Source organism: Bacteroidota bacterium (genome assembly GCA_018266835.1).
Classification (GTDB): Bacteria; Bacteroidota; Ignavibacteria; order Tepidaquicellales; family Tepidaquicellaceae; genus JAFDZO01.
In genome coordinates, this window is the sequence record JAFDZP010000002.1 from 62,035 (window position 1) to 81,930 (window position 19,896).

Annotated in this window: 15 protein-coding genes; 11 read left to right on the forward strand and 4 right to left on the reverse strand. The window is 37.0% G+C overall.

What is annotated here, in order from left to right:
* Positions 1-8 precede the first annotated feature (8 nt).
* From JST55_02115 to JST55_02140, 6 genes are all read left to right on the forward strand, one after another.
* Positions 9-449, forward strand: a complete 441-nt coding sequence (locus tag JST55_02115; GenBank protein MBS1492274.1) for a response regulator — start codon at positions 9-11, stop codon at positions 447-449.
* Positions 450-484: 35 nt separating this feature from the next.
* Complete coding sequence (locus tag JST55_02120; GenBank protein ID MBS1492275.1) at positions 485-2,413, forward strand: glycosyltransferase; 1,929 nt, start codon at positions 485-487, stop codon at positions 2,411-2,413.
* Positions 2,414-2,500: 87 nt separating this feature from the next.
* Positions 2,501-3,550, forward strand: a complete 1,050-nt coding sequence (locus tag JST55_02125) for a hypothetical protein (GenBank protein ID MBS1492276.1) — start codon at positions 2,501-2,503, stop codon at positions 3,548-3,550.
* A gap of 85 nt (positions 3,551-3,635) precedes the next feature.
* The gene (locus JST55_02130) at positions 3,636-4,355 is read left to right on the forward strand and encodes a hypothetical protein (protein ID MBS1492277.1); all 720 of its coding nucleotides are present in this window, start codon (positions 3,636-3,638) and stop codon (positions 4,353-4,355) included.
* 56 nt (positions 4,356-4,411) lie between these two features.
* Complete coding sequence (locus tag JST55_02135; GenBank protein MBS1492278.1) at positions 4,412-6,259, forward strand: tetratricopeptide repeat-containing sensor histidine kinase; 1,848 nt, start codon at positions 4,412-4,414, stop codon at positions 6,257-6,259.
* A gap of 18 nt (positions 6,260-6,277) precedes the next feature.
* Entirely contained in the window at positions 6,278-8,095 is a 1,818-nt protein-coding gene (locus JST55_02140) for a tetratricopeptide repeat protein (GenBank protein MBS1492279.1), read from the forward strand.
* 114 nt (positions 8,096-8,209) lie between these two features.
* On the opposite strand, the gene JST55_02145 is transcribed toward JST55_02140, so the two are convergent.
* Positions 8,210-8,692: a hypothetical protein gene (locus JST55_02145; protein ID MBS1492280.1), complete on the reverse strand. Its 483-nt coding sequence runs from the start codon at positions 8,690-8,692 to the stop codon at positions 8,210-8,212.
* Positions 8,608-8,931, reverse strand: coding sequence for a hypothetical protein (locus JST55_02150; GenBank protein ID MBS1492281.1), 324 nt, complete (start codon positions 8,929-8,931; stop codon positions 8,608-8,610). The genes JST55_02145 and JST55_02150 overlap by 85 nt, the downstream gene beginning before the upstream one ends.
* Positions 8,932-9,695: 764 nt before the next feature.
* On the opposite strand from JST55_02150, the gene JST55_02155 reads away from it, so the two are divergent.
* Entirely contained in the window at positions 9,696-10,373 is a 678-nt protein-coding gene (locus JST55_02155) for a hypothetical protein (GenBank protein MBS1492282.1), read from the forward strand.
* Positions 10,374-10,435: 62 nt separating this feature from the next.
* Here the strand turns inward: JST55_02155 and JST55_02160 are convergent, their stop codons facing one another.
* On the reverse strand, positions 10,436-11,146 hold the full coding sequence (locus JST55_02160) for a hypothetical protein (GenBank protein MBS1492283.1): 711 nt from the start codon (positions 11,144-11,146) through the stop codon (positions 10,436-10,438).
* A gap of 416 nt (positions 11,147-11,562) precedes the next feature.
* The gene (fusA, locus tag JST55_02165; GenBank protein MBS1492284.1) at positions 11,563-13,677 is read right to left on the reverse strand and encodes an elongation factor G; all 2,115 of its coding nucleotides are present in this window, start codon (positions 13,675-13,677) and stop codon (positions 11,563-11,565) included.
* A 403-nt stretch (positions 13,678-14,080) separates the two neighbouring features.
* Between fusA and JST55_02170 the strand changes: the two genes are divergently transcribed.
* From JST55_02170 to JST55_02185, 4 genes are all read left to right on the forward strand, one after another.
* Positions 14,081-15,580: a hypothetical protein gene (locus tag JST55_02170; protein MBS1492285.1), complete on the forward strand. Its 1,500-nt coding sequence runs from the start codon at positions 14,081-14,083 to the stop codon at positions 15,578-15,580.
* A 774-nt stretch (positions 15,581-16,354) separates the two neighbouring features.
* On the forward strand, positions 16,355-16,906 hold the full coding sequence (gene def, locus JST55_02175; protein MBS1492286.1) for a peptide deformylase: 552 nt from the start codon (positions 16,355-16,357) through the stop codon (positions 16,904-16,906).
* Between the two features lie 1,317 nt (positions 16,907-18,223).
* Positions 18,224-18,793, forward strand: coding sequence for a T9SS type A sorting domain-containing protein (locus JST55_02180; GenBank protein ID MBS1492287.1), 570 nt, complete (start codon positions 18,224-18,226; stop codon positions 18,791-18,793).
* A 112-nt stretch (positions 18,794-18,905) separates the two neighbouring features.
* On the forward strand, positions 18,906-19,814 hold the full coding sequence (locus JST55_02185) for a methionyl-tRNA formyltransferase (protein MBS1492288.1): 909 nt from the start codon (positions 18,906-18,908) through the stop codon (positions 19,812-19,814).
* Positions 19,815-19,896 lie beyond the last annotated feature (82 nt).

Below are 19,896 nucleotides of genomic sequence, written 5' to 3' on the forward strand. Positions count from 1 at the left end.
ACAATTTAATGGAAAATGTTAGAATTATTATTGTCGATGATGACGTAAGTATCGTTCAGACAATCAAGGAAATCCTTGAGCTGACCGGTTACGACACTGATACTGCCGATACTGCAAAAGAAGGTCTGGAAAAAATCAGAAGAAACGATTACAATCTCGCATTGTTCGATATTATGCTTCCTGATATGCTCGGCACTGAGCTGTTAGCTGAGGCGCACAAGGAAAAACCGAAAATGAAAAAGATAATGGTAACGGGTTTTGCAAGTTTAGAAAATGCTGTGCTTGCTTTGAACTCCGGCGCCGATGCTTATATTATGAAGCCTGTTAATCCTGAAAATCTTTTGAAGGTTATCGAGGAAAAACTTATCGAACAGGAAAAAGAAGAAAGAATAAACGAAGATAAAGTAAGCGACTGGATCGAAGACAGATTAAACAATCTGGATACTTAACAGAGCAGTCAACTTGTTCAACTAAACTACATTGAATGTACACAGAAGAAACCAGAGGCATACTCGCTAATTATCTTAAAGAGCTTCTAAAAAAGTACGGCGTTAATAATGAAAAATTCTTAGGAACCGCTTCCAATGAGCAGAACTATATCAATATCTTACGCGATAAGAAAGTTCTTTTAGACGATGAATTCTTCAGACATCTTGCCAAGGACCTGAACCTTGAGTACATCGAGAAATCTGCCCTTCGCAACAAGAGCAATCTTGCAATGGGTCTGCCGTTCAATGTTATCAAAAAGAATTTAATTTTTATTCTAAGCGTTTCCGCAAAGAAAGTTAAGATAGCTACCGCTAATCCTTTCAACTTCAAACTTTTCAAAGAACTCGGTAAAATTTTCAAACGCGATATTGAGATATGTGTTGCGACAATTGATGCTATCGAAGAATCACTTGATTACGGCTACCGTGAAATTCATACTTACAAAGCACTTGGTGAACTAAGAGACAGAGCACCTGAAGAATCAGCATTCACAGTTTTATACAAATGGCAGAAGATATTTATTATCTGCTGCGCAATCTTCCTGATTATATGTCTTATCCTCGCTCCGATAGGCACAACGTTTATATTATTTCTTTCAGTTAATCTTTTATACTTCTTCTTAAATCCGTTCAAGCTTTATATATCGCTCCGCGGATTTGAAAACTCGGGTAAAGGTATTACAGTTACTGAAGCAGAAGTAAGAAACCTTAACGAAGATAATCTTCCTTTATACACAGTGCTTATTCCTGTTTATAAAGAGGCTGAAGTTCTTTCAGATATTATCATCAACATGAACAGAATGGATTATCCTAAGGATAAGCTTGATATCAAAGTTCTTGTTGAAGAAAAAGATGATATTACTTTAAACGAAGCAAAACGCCTTGGACTTATCGGCGGAAGACCTGAAGTTATGCTTGGCAATATGTCAGCAGAAGAATATCAGGAATACACAAAAATTTTTGAAATACTCATTGTACCCGATGCCGATATTAAAACAAAGCCCCGCGCATGCAACTACGGGCTTTACAGAGCGCGCGGTGAATATACCTGTATCTATGACGCAGAAGATGAACCGGATATTGACCAGCTTAAAAAAGCTATCATTGCTTTCAGTAAAGTTGATGACTCCTACATTTGTTTACAAGGCCACTTGAATTTTTACAACCCGAAAGAAAATCTTCTTGCAAGATGGTTCTCGCTTGAGTATTCTTTCTGGTTCGATTACTGGCTGCAGGGACTTGACTTCGTTGACGCTCCCCTACCGCTCGGAGGTACAAGCAATCACTTTAAAACAAAAACTTTAAAGCAGCTTGGCGGCTGGGACCCTTACAACGTAACTGAAGATGCAGATTTAGGTATTCGTATCTCTATCAGAAATTATAATACAGCAATGTTGAATTCATACACTCTTGAAGAAGCAAATCTTGAAGTGTGGAACTGGATTCGTCAGCGCTCACGCTGGTTCAAAGGCTACATGCAGACCTTCCTTGTACACATGAGATTCCCGTTAAGATTTATCCGCGGACTCGGCTGGAAGAAGTTTGCATTCTTTATGTTTACATTCGGCGGAAACATTCTGCTTCCTTTGATTAATCCCCTGCTATGGATTGTAACAATTTTAACATTGTTCTTCCCTGCTGCATCGGATTATCTTTTCCCGCCGGAGCTTCAGACAATCTGCGAATTCAATTTAATTCTCGGTAACTTAATTTATATCGTTCTGCATATCGGACCATATTTGTTAAAACGAAATTACGGGTCTATTCCCGTTGCTCTTACAATTCCGATCTACTGGATTATGATCAGCATCGGCGCATGGAAAGGTTTTGCACAGCTTATTACAAAGCCGTTCTACTGGGAAAAGACAACTCACGGACTCAGTTCGTTCAGTAAAAAATCCGCGTTCGTTTCGGTTCAGCAGTAAAAGTTCTTTAAATTTTATTACGATTCTACCAACCCCTCTTATGATTCTTTAAGAACTTTTTGAGGGGTTTTTTGTTTTAATCATATTATGAAATTATTCTTCTCAGGGATTTTCATTTTTACAGTATTTAGTTTATGTAACGCCCAGGATATAAAATTACTTCCACCTTCCACCGGCATATACCACGGCACGATGGCAGGCTGGGGAATTAATGGCGACTCAGTCAATGCTGAACGTGTAAAAAATTTCACACGCACTGCAGGCAAAGATGTTGCCGTAGTTTACTTCGGGCAGAACTGGTTCGACGGTATTAAATTCCCCGCTGCGCAGGCTCAGCAAATTTATTCAACAGGCGCTATTCCATTCATAAGCTTACTTCCCCGTTCAAGTTACAGGCAATACCGCATGGACTCAGTTTTTTCCATGCTTGAAATTGTCGAAGGTGACTTTGATAAAGAACTCACTCAATGGGCTATCGATGCGCGCAACTCAGGCATCCCTATGATGCTCGACTTCGCTCCCGAAATGAACGGCAACTGGTTTCCATGGAGCGGCCAGTACAACTTCTATGACGGCAACGTAAAGACTGCCGGCAAATTATACAAAGATACTTACAGACACATAGTGGATATCTTCCGCAAAGCCGGAGCAACAAACATCACATGGGCATTTCACCCTAACGGAGGCTCAAGCATTCAGGAAGAATGGAACAACATGAAACGTTACTATCCCGGCGATGACTATGTTGACTGGATAGGAGTCAGCATTTACGGCTCACAGCGCATCGGAGACCGCTGGCTTGAAATAATTGATAACTTCGATGAAATCTATGACGACATGGCTCACATCTCCGCTAAGAAACCTCTTGCTATTTTTGAATTCGGAGTTACTGAAGACAAAGATAAAGGCGATAAAAGCCAGTGGATAAAAGACGTCTTCGATTTTGTAACCGATAAAAAATACAACCGCATTAAGTTAATCTCCTACTGGAACCAGAACTTCCCTATTTACGATAAGCAGGGCAGAATAATAAACTACTCTCTCATGCAGATAGACACTTCACCCGAAGTTTTATACGTCTACCGCGAAAATATCAATAAAAATATTTTCATTTCAAAACCCATTTTAAGCCGTTAAATTACAGTATTAGTGTTTTCAGGGCTTACTTTTTACAACACTAATTGTTTACCCACACATAATTCCTTAATTAAAACAAATTCCTATGTCTGACATTTTTAAAAAAATCATTCTGCTTGGACGACCTGCATCAGGTAAATCCGAAACAATGGCTTATCTTAAGAACACTTCACCTGAAGAACGTATAAAAAGATTTCACGTCGGTAAAATATTAGAGCTTGACGACTTCCCTATTCTATGGGAATGGTTCGAGCAAGACCACATCCTCGAGAATAAATTAGGCAAGCCAAGAATGATGTCAACTCCAGATAACGATTTTATACACGAGCATCAATGGCATTTACTGATTGAAAAAATTTCAATGAACTATGATAAACTCTTAAGAGATAATCCGAATCTTCACGATGATACAACAGTATTAATAGAATTCTCCCGCGGCACACAGCACGGCGGATACAAAGAAGCATTCAAACATTTATCGGAAAATATTTTAAAAGACGCAGTGCTTGTTTACATAAATGTTCCCTATGAAGAATCATTAAGAAAGAACAGAAAAAGATTTAATCCCGATAAACCTGACAGCATATTAGAGCACGGACTTCCTGATGCTAAGCTTGAACAGCTTTACAAAGTTGTTGACTGGGAAGAAGTATCTAAAGGATTTACGACTCATATAAAAATCAACAACGTAGATGTTCCTTTCATGGTCTTTGAGAACATGCCTTCTAAAACAGATGACAGAGAACTTCTTGGACCCGAGCTCGACAGAATTTTCACAGCTCTCTGGAAGGAATATAAAAAATAATTTCATAGCATTTATTATTTGTTATAGAGTAAACACAAATAGAACTTCTCACTATTGTGCAAAATAATTTACCCGAAGAAATAACCGAATCTCTACATAAGCTTGAGCTTGCAGAGGGAGCTGAGAAAATTGATATTCTCAACTCCCTTGCTCATTATTATTTAGATAAAGACAGTTCCAGATCAATTCAATATTCCGAATCAGCTTCGCAGCATTCCAATTCAATAAAAGATGACGGAAGAATGGCAAACAGCATTCTTCTGCAGGGAGTAAGCCGTTTTCTTTCCAACGATATCATCACAGCGCTTGAACTCTTTTCAACGGCATCTATAATCTTTGAAAAAGCCGGAGACACAGAAAAACATTCTGAAGTGCTTTTAAGAATTGGCAGATGCCAGACATTCTTAGGTGATAATAACGGTGCGATGGAAACGCAGCTCAAAGCTTTGAAGCTTTCGCAGAGTATAAGCAGCATAAAATTGGAAAGCTGGGCTTATATGGAGCTTGGTCTTTCGTGCTGGTCGAACAAGGATAATAAGCTTGCTCTTGAGTACATGAATAAATCTTACGAACTAAGAAATAAGCATGAAGATAAAAGAGACCTTGCGGCAATTACAGGAAATCTTGGCAATGTTTATATTAGCTTAAACGATTATAAAACTGCTTACTATTATTTTGAAAAATGTCTCGGAATTTTTAAAGAACTTGATGACCATGAAGGCATGGGCAGAGCATACATCAATATGGGAATCTGTCTCTGGGGTCTTGAAAAATTTGATGATGCACTTGAGTTAGTCAATGAAAACCTCAGCTTGTTTTATGACCTCGATAACAAAGAAGTAATCACAGAAGCTTATTCCACATTAGGTTCTATCTATACAGATAAAAATGATTTTGCAAAAGCACAGGTATACTTAGATAAAGCGCTTAATACTGCCAAAGAATATCATCTTAATTATAAGTTTGAAAATCTCTATGAAGGCAAATCCCGCTGCGCATATTTAAGCGGCGATTACAAAACTGCATACGATTTTTCGCTCAAACATCACGAAGCATCTAATAAAAGAATCCAGCATGCATCAGAAGTAAAAGCAAAATATCTGACAACGATGCATGAAGTTGATTCACTTAGAAGTGAATCTGAAATTCTCTCTGCAAAAAATTCAGAGCTCAGCGAGTTAAACGAAGCGCTGAAATCCAAGAGTTTAGAAGTTGAAAGAGTAAACACTATTAACACAAAACTCCTTTCAATTCTTGCCCACGATTTAAAAAATCCGTTGTGGACTATTCAACAGGTTGCTGAAATACAAATTGCAGAGCCATTGCCTCCCGAAGATGTTGTTGAAGTTTTCCGTGAGTTAAAAAGCAGCGCTAATGCATCACTAAGCATGCTCGATGAAGTTCTTCAATGGGGAACATTACAGGTTGAGGGGAAAAACGCTGCTTCATTTTCTGATTTTAATTTTTATGAACTTATAGAAAAGCAAAAGGAAGATTACAAGCTTTTGCTGAAATCAAAGAATAACAGAATAGAAAATCTTGTAAGCGAAAATTTTACTTTCAAAGCTGATATAAATATGATAAGATTTATTATCAGAAATCTTATCATGAATGCAAACAAATTTATGCATAACGGAGTTATTTCTATTAGTGCTTCGGATAACAAAGAGCATACGCGAATAACTGTTTCCGATACAGGAATCGGAATGAAGCCTTCGCAGGTTGAAAGGCTTTTCGACTGGGATAAAAGGCAAAGTACAGACGGTACTTCCGGGGAAAAAGGCACCGGACTCGGTCTTCTTATCTGCAATGAGTTTGTACAAAATCATCGCGGTGAAATAAAAGTTGAAAGCGAACCGGGCAAAGGCAGCAGTTTTCATTTTACTATTTCAAAATATTTATAAAGAAATAGAATTTCATTTATGGATAATATTAATGATGTATCGGACCTGTTAAACCAACTTGAAAATACTGAAGGAACCGAAAAAATTGATGTACTCAACAAATTAGCTGTAAGTCATTTCAATATAGATGTTATTAAAGCTGTCAACTTTTCTTTCCAGGCAAAAACACTTTCCGAAGAGCTGAATGATAAAGAAAGACTGGCAAAAAGTTTACTGCTTCTCGGCAAAGGCTATTACAGAATTCCTGACTTTCTCTCTGCAATAGACCACCTTTCCACTTCAGCATTTATAGCAGAAGAAATTGAAAATATTCCCGCACAGATAGAAGCGTTAACTGCTCTTGGAATGTCACTGAACTTTGCAGGTGATTTTTCCCGCGCATTGGATTCACAATACAAAGCTCTCAACCTTTGTGTTCAAACAGCAAATAAAAGCGGCGAAAGCGAGTGTCTCATGCAAATAGGTCTCTCATATCTAGGTAACAAAGAGAACGATATGGCTCTCGAATTTCTTAACAAAGCCCTTCAGATAAGACTTAAATCCGGTACTAAAATGGAGCTGGCATCTGTGCTTGGCAATCTCGGCAATATACATATCAATCTTGAAAAACATGAAAAAGCACTGGAGTATTTTGAACAATGCAAGGCGCTTTTTGAAGAGCTGGGAAACAAAGTGCAAACAGGCAGAGCGTATATGAATATGGGCATCAGCTACGGAGCATTGGGCAGATACGAAGAAGCAGTTGATTATGTTAACACGGGTTTAAAAGCTTTTCTTCTTGTAAGTGATAAAGAACCCGTTTGTAAATGCATATATACTTTAGGTTATATTTTTGCCGAACAAAAAAATTATGAGAAAGCCATTCAATATTATGATGAAGCAATTATCATAGGAGAAGAATACAAATTGATTCATACACTTGAACATATTTACGGCGCAAAATCAGATGCTGCTGCAAAACTTGAAGATTATAAAACTGCTTACGAATATTACATTAAAAGCCATAGTATGGTTGAAGACAGACTTAAGAAGACTTCTGATTTTAAAACCCGTTATCTTAATGTTGCACACAAAGTCGATAAGCTGCAGGAAGAATCTGCAATTCTTTCAGAAAGAAATGCAAAGCTAAAAGAACTTAACGACAGACTTACTTTGCTCAACAATGAAAAAAGTGAATTCCTTGGAATAGCTGCGCACGATTTAAAAAATCCATTAAGCTCTATTTCACTTTCAGCATCAACATTAAAAAAATATCTAGATACTCTTCCGCATGAAAAAATCATAAGCCATCTTGAACGCATCGAGAATACATCGACTAAAATGAAGAACATTGTAACAAACCTGATTAACATGAACATCATAGAAACCGGTGAATACAAAATAAAAAAAGAAGAACTCAATTTATCAGCGCTTATCAGTTACATAATAGATGATTTCCAGCACAGAGCTGTTGAAAAAAATATTCAGATTATTTTCAATGAACCCAAAGAAATAAAAATTACAACCGATGAAAATGCTATATATAGTATTTTAGATAATCTGATATCAAATGCAATAAAGTACTCGCATCCGAATTCTTCCGTCTATCTCAATCTGGAAAAAAAAGATAATATTATTATTAAGATAAAAGATAATGGACTCGGAATACAGGAGTCCGAAAAAGATAAAGTATTCCAGAAATTCTCACGTATATCCAATAAACCCACAGGAGGAGAGAACTCAACAGGTTTGGGTTTATCCATAGTGAAAAAACTGACCGAACTCATCGGAGGCAATATAAACTTCGAAAGCGAATACGGCAAAGGCACGACTTTTACGCTGGAGCTTCCTCGGTAATAGTTCTCAGTTATTAGTTACTAGTTTCAAGTTTTAATCTTGAACCGCATAACTAATTTTCCTTTTTAACTTTTTGCCTATATAATATTTTCAAAGTAACATTATTGTCACATTTTATTGTTCACTGTTTTGTGGTTTCATATCTATAGCTTTCATTGTCACATTATTGTCACATTTTACTTTTTGCAGAGATTCTGATTCAGGGTCAAGACGAACCAAAGTGTTTTTAAATATTTTTTGAATTTCTTCCGGTTTATCTGAAATATCTTGCACAGTAGCGGGATGTGAATTCCTGAAACCGGCATTTTCTCTTTTGCTCTTATTTATATCTTCAATATACTCATTTATTTCCTCTTCGCTTTTATTCAATACATCATCGTCGGGTTCGTATTTTGTAAATTTTTCCTTATCGGTAACCCAGACAGTTGTATCGTATCCTTCTTCACCAAATTCTTCCAGATCATAGTCGATTTTTTTCAGATGTGCTTCTGCTCCTTTGTTATTTGTTTCAATCATAAGCAGACGTGTAAGTTTTGTGATTTTATCGAGTATGCTTGAAATGTTGAGTTCTTTATCTTTCCCTGACTCTTCCAGCAAGCTGTAATAAATTGTAGGAATTTTGAAATTTTTTCTATTCGGTTCAGCTTCATGCAGCCGTTTTCAAAAAGCATTTCGTTTATCATATCCTCTTTGGCAATGAGAATATAAGGGGCGAGTTCCCTGTTCCATCTCATTATGGTTACGCGGTGAACTCCCAGCTCGTTTGCAATTTTGTACATCGGCATTCCCATTGATTTAAGCTCGATGAATTTCATTTTAACATTCATGTTAAACATATTTATTTCCTTTCTTTGTTTTAGTTAAAAAAATTTTCAGAGAAAGTAGGAAATATGTTTTAAGAAAAAAATTGAGTGTTACGCATTAGTACTAATAGGTAAAAATATTTTTTTAGGGGTTGACAGGAGGAGGGGAAAGTAGAATGTAGAATGTAGAATGTAAAATGTAGAATGTAGAATTTTAACCACCCCCTTCCCCCTCCTTAGAAAAAGGAGGGGGCTTGAGCGAGATATAAAAATTGTTTCAGCAATATTATAATGCGACCTGACAGTCCGCCGCGCGGATCAATCCTGCCAGGTCAGAAAGTAACCACCCCCTTCCCCCCTCCTTGAAAGGAGTAGAATGTAGTAAGACCTGACAGGTTTTCAATCCTGTCAAGTCAAAAAGTAACCACCTCCTTGAATAGGAGTGGGAAGGAGTGAGATATTAAAATTGATTCAGGAATATTTTGAAGGTTTGAATATTTTTAATTTTCCAATATCGAATAGCTAATCGATCCCCTTCCTTTTTTACAAGGAGTGGGCAAGGGGCTTACAGTGCGACATGGCGGAGTGGTTTAATGTGTTTCTTGTATCTCGTTAGACCCCACCTAACCTCCCCCTAGTAAGGGGAGGAACATTACTCGCGCAGTCCCCCCTCCTTTTCAAGGAGGGGGCAGGGGGTGGTTTTTAAAAATTATTGTTTTAAAGGGAATACCCTGAAAAAATATTATCCCCGGCTTAAAGGCGTGGTAATTAAAAATCATATTACATAATTTTGATTTATGGAAGAAAATGAAATAAAAAAAGATTATTTATTTTTACCGGGAGTCATACTGATTTTTCTTGGTCTTATCATTTGTCTGTCATTATGGTTTATAATAATTGGTTTTCCTTTATTTCTCATTGGAGCAGCGTGTGTAGGTTTTAGCAAAAAATCTTCTGAATTAAAATTAAGATGGATTCTGTTACCTCTTGGATCTACTATTATTATAATTGGGATCTTCTATGCTGTGTATTTCAAAAGCAAACAAACAACTCCAAGGGACATTTTAATACCTGAAGGTTATAGAGGTAAAATTTACATTATTTATGATCAACCATGCGGAGTTGAAATTCCAAAAGAAAACGGCAGAGAAATTTATAGAATACCTTCAAATGGAATTTTAATTTGTAAGAAACAACAAGAATTTGGTACCTTGGATTACAATTATTATTTCGTTTCGAAAACAGGATTTCTTAAACTTATCCCTTATAAATACACAACTGATGGAGTGCCTAATACTGTTTATATTCAAAGTATGAGCGCTGGCAGTGCGGGCGGAGTTAATATACCTCAACATAACTTTGAAGATTTTTATATATTAAACACAGATAGCACTGAATATTATTATAAGGGGAATTATGAACAAAGAATCGATTCAATAAAAGCAAAGACATTAAGAGATTGCATCGGAAAATAAAAAAAGCCGTTCCGAAAATTTTTCCGAAACGGCTGATGGTTAAAGCGTAGTCAAAAATTTTATTACCTGCTGTAAACTCCTTTGGAAGTTGCTGTGTAAGTTTTTACAAGCTTATCACCGACATAGAGGTAACCCGTAACATCAAACTCTCCCCAATTCTCTTTTGTGGAAGAATAATAATCCTTCACGCATGTTTTTGCAACGTTGTCTAAATCGCGTGTAATTGTTTGTCCGTAGATGTAAACAGAATTGTTCTCGGGCTTCACTGTAACAATGTTCTTGCTGCGTGAGCGGCTTCTTTCAATGAAGTCTTCCTGCCATGCTTCATATTGCTTTCGGGAGTCAACAATATCAGGTGTTTCGATAGGGGTTGAAACCGTAGTGCTGTGGTCTAAAACTACGCTATCCTTTTTCTCTCCGAAGAAATAAAAGTAGCCTGCTGCACAGCCGGCAATAATCACGATGAAAAGAAGAAAAGGACCGATGCGCGTTCTTTCAGTTGTTGCGCCTCCTGCCTTTCCAGTCTTTTCTGTTTTTTTAATATACTTGTTCTCGACACCTCGAAATACTTCGTGATAATACTCAGGGTTATAGCGTGAATAAAATTCAGCTAACTGATTGTATTTTTCACGATTACTTACGATGTAGATTTCGAGTTCTTCTCTGGTCGGTTTGGCCATACCGTCAAAATTATTTACTAAATTCTTAAAATTAAATGATAATATTTCTAAAAATGAATATTTCGGTAAAGCTAAGTCTTGGGGATTTTGCATTTTTTTTCTGTTTTATTATCGTTTGACAGGCATTAATACATTTCCTGTGCCGTAACGCTTGGAAAAAAAATGGCAATTGTTTTAGGAATTTACGACCTTAAAACAAATCACAAAACTTAAAAATATACTTAGAGAAGATGAAAAACATTAAAATACAGCATATAAACGCTGTTTTTGGTGATTCAAAACGAGGGAAACATTTTTTATAAAATTCGTGAAAATACTTTTTGATACCGCCCCCTCAGTCCCCCCTCTCCCGATAAATCGGGACGTTCCGCTTATTCAGGAGGGGGAAGCTGGGAAATTATGATAACAAATTTTTGATTTTATAACTGACCTGACAGGATTGAAAACCTGTCAGGTCTATGTAGTATAAATTTTATTATTAATTACTCATTATTAATTATTAATTAGCGTTATCCGTTTCCTTCGGCTTTAAGCTTATCATACTCGGCAACAATTTTTACTTCAACTTCTTTCGGTACGTCTTCGTAATGTGAGAATTTTCTTCTATATGTTCCGCGGCCTTGAGTGAGTGAACGGAGCTTTGATGAGTACCCGCCCATTTCTGAGAGCGGCATCTGGCACTTTAATAACTGCATGTGCCCTTCTGCTTCCATACCGCCAATTCTTCCTCTGCGCGATGAAATGTCGCCTGAAACTGCGCCCATGAATTCTTCAGGGAAAACAATTTCAACATCGTAAATCGGCTCGAGTAGTACAGGCTTTGCATCTTTAAATCCTTTTCTGAATGCCTGCGCGCCTGCAATTTTGAATGACATATCGGATGAATCAACATCATGATATGAACCGAAGTGCAGTGCGACTTTAACATCTACAACAGGATATCCTGCAATAACTCCGTCAACCAATACTTCCTGAATTCCTTTTTCAACTGCGGGAATGAACTTGCCGGGAATTACTCCTCCCACGATTTCATTTATAAATTCAAAACCGCCGCCTCTTTCATTCGGCTCTAAGCGGATGTGAACGTGTCCGTATTGGCCGTGACCGCCTGATTGTTTTTTGTATTTGAACTCGGAATCTTTTACGACTGAACGGATAGTTTCTCTGTAAGGAATCTTCGGCTCTTCAACTTCAACATCAAGTCCGAACTTACTTTTTATTCTGCTGATGATAACGTTCAGGTGCATTTCACCTTGTCCGCTGATAAGTGTCTGATGTGTTTCAGGATGATGCGCAACAATAAATGTCGGGTCTTCTTCGTGCAATGTATGTAATGCTGCTGCAATTTTATCTTCCTCACCTTTTTTCTTAGGGAAGATTGCAAGCGTCATGTTATGCTCAGGATAAATTATATACGGCAGCACAACAGGGAAATTCTTTGAGCTTAATGTATTATTTGTATGTGTGTCTTTTAATTTTACAACGGCGGCAATATCTCCGCACTTCAGCTCCGTTACTTCTTTTCTGTCCTTACCGTTCATATAATAAAGCTGGGAAATACGTTCAGTCTTTCCGTTAGCTTCGTTAATTAAATCCATACCCGGCTTTATGCTTCCCGAGTAAACTCTGAAGAATGAAAGCTCACCGATATTTTTTTCTGAAACTGTTTTAAAAATAAATAAGCAGGGTTCGCCGTTAGGATTTGGAGCAACTTCAATAACGTCGTCTTTATTCGGGCTGTGACCGCGTTCGGCAGGTTTTTCCAATGGAGATTCTGCATACTCGCAGATGAAATCCATTACGGGTTTCACCCCTACACTATTTTTTCCCGATGCGCAGAACACAGGGAAAATTTTTCTTTCTTTCATTCCTTTATGAAGTCCGTAATTGATATCTTCTTCAGGAAGATTTTCATCGTTCTCGAAAAACTTTTCCATCAATGAGTCTTCTTCAGCAGCGATAACTTCCACAAACTGTTTATGATACTCATTTGCTTTATCTTTCAATGCATCCGGAATATCTTCTTCTGTGAAATCACCTTTGCCGTCTGATTTAAAACGAAGCACTTTCATTTTTGCCACGTCAACAACTGCATCGAATGCAGGTCCCGGATTTAAAGGGAACTGCACAACTGCAACTTCACTTCCGAAACTCTCGCGGAGCTGCTCTATACATTTATCAAAATCTGAATTATCCTGGTCAAGTTTATTAATTACAAAAATTATATTGTTCTCGTAATCTTTTGTGTAATGGAAGCTGAGTTCTGTTCCTACTTCCCTTCCTTTAAATGAATCAATTAAAAGAACTGATGTATCAGTTACACGAAGCGAAGATTTTACTTCGCCTAAGAAATCAATATATCCGGGAGTATCAATGATGTTAATTTTTCTCGCTTCGCCTTTTGAATTTTTCCACGTTGTATTTAAAACTGAGGAGTTAATTGAAATTTGTTTTTCTACTTCATCTTTGTGATAATCACTTACTGTGTTACCTTCTTCAATTTTTCCGAACCTGTTCGTTGTGCCCCCAACGTAAAGCATAGATTCTGCAAAAATTGTTTTACCAGTCGTTCCGTGCCCGATTATCGAAATATTCCTGATTTGATCTGATGTAAAAGTTGGCATATTTTCTCCTTAAAAGAATTTAATTAAGTAAAGTTGATAAATTTGAATGAATATTGATTTTAAAAACAGAGTATTGTTTGGTATAGAAATTGAGACTGTATGGAATGGTGAATGAAATGAGTTGGCGTTATTTCGGAAACCGCTGCCCCTAAAGCATAATTTTACTGCACAGTTATACAAAGAATTTTTATCCCCCTCCCATTCAGGGAGGGGGCGGGTGATACCGTGATCTGAATTATTGTTTAATCTAAACAAGGCTCAGTATAATAAAATTCTTGCAAAAACGTAACTTTTTTAGAAAAAATTACGTATATAATAAATTGTGCGACAAATGGGAAAAATTGTGTTTAAAAACCTGTTTATAGAAAATAACATTTAAAAATATAATTTGAAAGGAAAGACGATGACAATCAAAAAACTAAGGGAGCAGTCAGAAAATTTCAATCAGGAAATTTCGAAAGAGTTTTATCTTCAGGGCGCAGGACTTAAAAATGAAATTGACCTTGATGCAATTTATTCGAAGTATCCCGATATTCACAAGAAGGAAAACATCGACCTTATTCAGAAAGAAATTGAACACAACGAAGGTAACCCCTCAGAACAAAAAAAATTAACTATACTTCTCGAAAATCTTTACAATGAAATTATGGGATTCGAGCTCAGCGATCTTGCTATGCAGGAGCTTGCTGCTGAAACAAACGGCTCAATAGAGATTGATAATAAGAAGGTTCCTTTCCGTTCAGTCATGGGAGAGATATTAAGAACTCATGAACGCGAAAGAAGAAATGAAATTGAACTGAAGAAGGATGAATTTCTTGATAAGGAAATAAATCCTATTGCAAGACAGATGAACAGAAAGGAAAGCGGACTGATAAAGGGATTCGGCTTTAAGAATAAAATCGAAATGTTCCAGAAACTTTCCGGAATAGATTTATACAAAGTAAACTCGCAGATGCAGGACTTCCTTGCTAAAACCGAAGACATGTACATCGATACCCTTTCATTTTTTGCTAAGAAAAAACTGGGATTATCTATCGAGCAATTAAAGAGACATGACCTGATGTATATGAACAGAAGTCAGGAGTTTGATAAATATTTTCCTAAGAGCCAGATGATGGAAAAAATGAGCGGCTTTGTTTCAAAGATGGGAATAGATATAACTGCAAACAATAAAATTAGTTTTGATATAGAAAGCAGAGAGAATAAATCACCGAGGGCTTTCTGCTCACCGGTAAGAATTCCGCATGAAGTTTATCTTGTTCTTTCACCGCGAGGCGGAAAAGATGATTATACTACATTTCTGCACGAGCTCGGACATGCGCTGCATTTTGCAAATATAAATACTAATATGGGATTTGAATACAAATGGTTTGGTGATAACTCAGTAACGGAAGGTTTTGCAATGAACCTTGACCATCTGACATTAAATCCTTTATGGATGAAAAAAGTTCTTGATGTTGATTTTGAAAAGAACAGAGATTATTTCATTCAAAGAAATTTTGACGAGCTTATGATGCTCAGAAGATATGCAGGAAAAATTGATTATGAAATAAAGCTTGCAGAATCAGAAACTCTTGACGGAATGGATGAAGTTTATCAGAAGACACTAACCGAAGCAAATAAAATTCAATACAGCAAAGAAACTTATTTGCAGGATGTTGACGGATATTTTTATACCGCACGATATATAAGAGCGTGGATGTTCCAGGAAAATTTAAATGAAGTGTTGAGAAATAAATTTAACGAGGACTGGTTTGTAAATCCCGAAGCGGGAAAATTCCTGCTGGATATCTACAGTTACGGACAAAAATACAGCGCAGATGAACTGATGAAAATGCTGGGCAATGAAAATTTATCAGTAGAACCTTTGTATAAAAATATTTCAAAAGTGCTGACGAATTAAAAAATAAAAATAGTTATTTGATATGTGAAGACCTGATTTTGCGAAAGCGGAGTCAGGTTTTTTTGTTTGATACTATTTTTGATACCGCCCCCTCAGTCCCTCCCGACTTTGTCGGGACAAGCTCTCCTTGTAAAGGAGGGGGTTTGGTTCTTGACCTGACAGGTTTTCAATCCTGTCCGATCTCTTTAAATTAAACTTATATGATACCGCCCCCTCAGTCCCCTCCTTATAAAGGAGGGGGAAGCTCATGGTGAACTTGTGTACCACGGCTTAAAAGTAATCAGGTATCCAATCCCGATTTATCGGGGCCGTGGTAATTTTTTTTATTGTACTCCGTCCCAATTCGCCTTGGCGAACTGTTTGGGACGGAAATAATGAACGAAACTCTGTTTCGTTTTCATAAATGCGAAACGGAGTTTCGCACACTGTATTTCCAAACCGGAGTTTGGGAATGAGAAGAAACAATTTTTTAATCCTGACAGTTTTTTTGATACCGCCCCCTCAGTCCCCCTCCTTATAAAGGAGGGGGAAGAATCTCTTATACTATTTATCCGCGGCTTAAAAGTCGTGGTAATATGTTTTTAAATTATTTTTTATAGAGACATAAAATTTTGCGTCTCTACTATTAATTAATGCAAAGTAATCTTTGACCTGACAGGATTAATACGCCGCGATGGACTGTCAGGTCCACTTTCCCCACCCGTCATTTTCCTTTTATAACTTCAATATCTTTACTATTTTTACAGGTTAAATTAAAACAGATATAATCAAATTATGCCGAATCAGCTTCCAATTACTATATTAGGAATGGAAATATTAAGAAAGAAATCCAAGCCTGTAAAAAAAATCGATGCAGATTTTTTAGAATTAGTTGAAGATATGTTTTATACAATGAGAAAATCAAACGGGCAGGGTATTGCTGCGCCGCAGGTGAATTCTGATCTGGCAGTTTGCATTGTAGATGTCTCCCACCACAAGCAGTATAAAGATTTAAAGCCGTTTATATTAATTAATCCTGTAATTGAAAAAGAATCCGGCGAAGATGTAACAATGGAAGAAGGATGCCTCAGCATCCCGGGCTTCGGAGTAGATGTTACACGCAAAGAGAAAATTGTTCTTAAGTATGATGACTTTGCGTTAAAGTCTGTTACATTAGAAACAGATGATATGCTTGCACGGGTGATTCAGCATGAAGTTGACCATCTTAACGGAAAACTTATTACGGACTTCCTTACTCCCGAAGAAAAAAAAGAAAGAAAAGCAGAACTAAACAGAATTAAAAAAGGAGATTTTGAAATGAACTATCCTGTAATACTAAAAAAATAAGTTTGTAATTTTTAATACAAATATATAATTTTCCTTTTCGTTACCGCACAAAAGAAAATATCCTACAAACTAAAAAATAAAACAGCTATGAAGAAATTAATTACACTCTCATTGCTTCTTTTCGCATTCGCAGTCAACGCGCAATCGCTGCAACGGATACAAGAAGAAGAAAACCCTGTTTACAAAGAAGTAGTCGATAATTCTGAATATGCGCAGCTCTGGCGTCAGCTGTGCGATGCAAAAAAATCCGGTAACGAGCAGCTACATGCCTCAATACTTCGGGAGTTAAGAACAAACCACCCGGATAGATTGCATAGTGTAGCCCCGGAGTATGATGTTCTGAAAGTTAACGGACCTTTAGTTGAACCGCCGTTTATCGGCGACTGGGGTAATTTTAATACAAGAGTTTCTGCTTCATCAGTTTACTCAGGAGGAACAAATACATCTGCAGGTGAAAATCCAAAAACGCTCCGACTCAGGTCAGATAGTTTAGGTTCTTTATACTGCGCCTTTATTAAGTCAACGAGAGATTCATTAATCTTATGCAAAAGCTCAAACGGTGGAATGAACTGGAGTGTCATACAAAGATTTTCTGCTACTGCTCCATCCGTGTTTCACTCATTTGATTTTTATGCAACAGATTCAGCCAATACAACAAAGCTGGGTTTTGCAGTATCGATTGTAAGCGGCGCTGCAGCTACTGACGGGCAATTATATTTTGCACTCTGTAACGGTGACGGTTCAAACGTAAGAATCACTCAGGTGCAGGCTACTCCCGGAGGAAGAGGATTAATTAATCCTGCCATTATGTCCGATGGATCTCAGCACTCAGGCGACCTGACATACTGGTATATTACTTATTCAAGTTATAGTCCTTCAACACCAACAGCCAATGATGCGTTGGCTGCTATTACTCCTAACTGGGGAACATCATGGACTTATGCAATTGCAAGAAATACTTTTAACGATTATGATTTAGATATAGATTATGTGACATATCCGTCTGGTGACTCTGTTTATGTTATTCTTGCAAATAATTTAACCCTTACAAATGCAAATTTAAGAGTTCGTAAAATCTCGCTTGCAAGTTTCGGCGTAGGAGCCTGGGCTCAGGTAAACCCTGCAAATTCATCCGCTCCTGAATATGCATCGCAGCTTGCAGTAAACAGGGCAACAGGACAGATAGTCTGCACGTTTACTTCAGTACAAAGCGGAATAGAAACTATCGGATATAATTATACCACTCCGGGAGGACCAGGTTTTAATACTACAAGTTATCCATTTCTTGTAAACCAGTCTAACGCAACTGTTTTCCCGATGCTTAATATAAATCCGGCTGATAATATTTTCAGAGTTTCTTATCTAAGTAAAGGCGGCACAAGAGATACCGTTAAATACGCTTCATCCACTGATGTTTCAATAGGCTTTACAAGATTTGCAGGTCCGATTAATTACACTGCTAATGCTTCAAGTGATGTCGCTCCTGATGTAATGGGTGCAAAAGTATCTTCTTCATCTATTGGCGGCATAGTTTACGCAGCTTTTGGCAATGCAGGAACATATTATCATGGAGAGAATTTTCCACTAATAGGTATTTCAAACAATAACGGAACTCCTGAAGGATTTAATCTTTCGCAAAATTATCCTAATCCGTTCAACCCGACTACAAATATTAAGTTTAATATTCCTGTAAGCGGATTCACATCATTGAAAGTATATGATATAATCGGGAATGAAGTTGCAACACTTGTTAATCAAAATGTTCAGAAGGGAGAGTACTCAGTACAATTTAATACATCCGAATTAAATCTTTCAAGCGGAGTTTATTTCTATAGACTTACCACAGGAAACTTTACTGATGTAAAGAAGATGTCCCTGATTAAATAACTGAATACATTTATATAAAATTTTTAATTTGAACCTGACGGTCTTAACTGAACGTCAGGTTTATTTTTTTATTTATTTTTATTTAAAGAGGAATAATTTGAAAATAATATTTATGGGAACTCCGCAGTTTGCAGTTCCCTCACTGGATATATTAATAAAGAACGGTCACGAAATTTTATCCGTCGTAACCGTCCCCGATAAACCTAAAGGCAGAGGCCAGAAACTGGGAATTTCAGAAGTTAAGCAATATGCACTGGATAATAATTTGAAAGTGCTGCAGCCTGTTAAGTTAAGAGACGAAAATTTTCTGAATGAATTGAGAGAGCTTCAGCCTGATTTGATTATTGTGGTTGCATTCAGAGTTTTACCTGCAGTAATATTTGATATTCCGAAGTACGGAATATTTAATCTGCACGGCTCACTGCTGCCGAAGTACAGAGGCGCTGCACCGATTAACTGGGCAATAATTAACGGTGATAAGGAAACGGGAGTAACAACATTTTTCTTAAAAGAAAAAGTAGATACGGGAAACATAATTTTACAGTCGAAGATTGATATAAGTGAGAATGATACTTTCGGAGAAGTTTATGATAAGCTTTCAGCAATCGGCGCTGATTTAGTTCTGGAAACAGTAATAGAAATTGAGAAAGGCGAAGTGAAAATCATGGAGCAGAGAGACGAGCACTCCTCCCCTGCCCCAAAAATTTTTAAAGAAGATTGTAAGATTAACTGGAGAAAGTCATCTGAGGAAATTCATAATTTTATAAGAGGACTCTCACCGCATCCCACGGCATTTTCAACTCTGGATGGAAAGATATTTAAGATATACAGGACATTGAAAACAGAAATGAAATCAAATTCAGATGCAGGTACATTAGTGAAGGAAGAGAAAAAATTATTTGTGAATACGAAAGATTACATCCTTGAGATACTTGAGCTGCAGCTTGAAGGCAAAAAAAGAATGAAGGCAATAGATTTTTTGAATGGAATGGATATGAGTAAGGAACACAAATTGGTATGATTATTAATGATTATTAATGAGACTATGTAGTTGAAATGAATCATAAAAATCATTTAAAATCAGCGCAATCAGTGATTGAAAT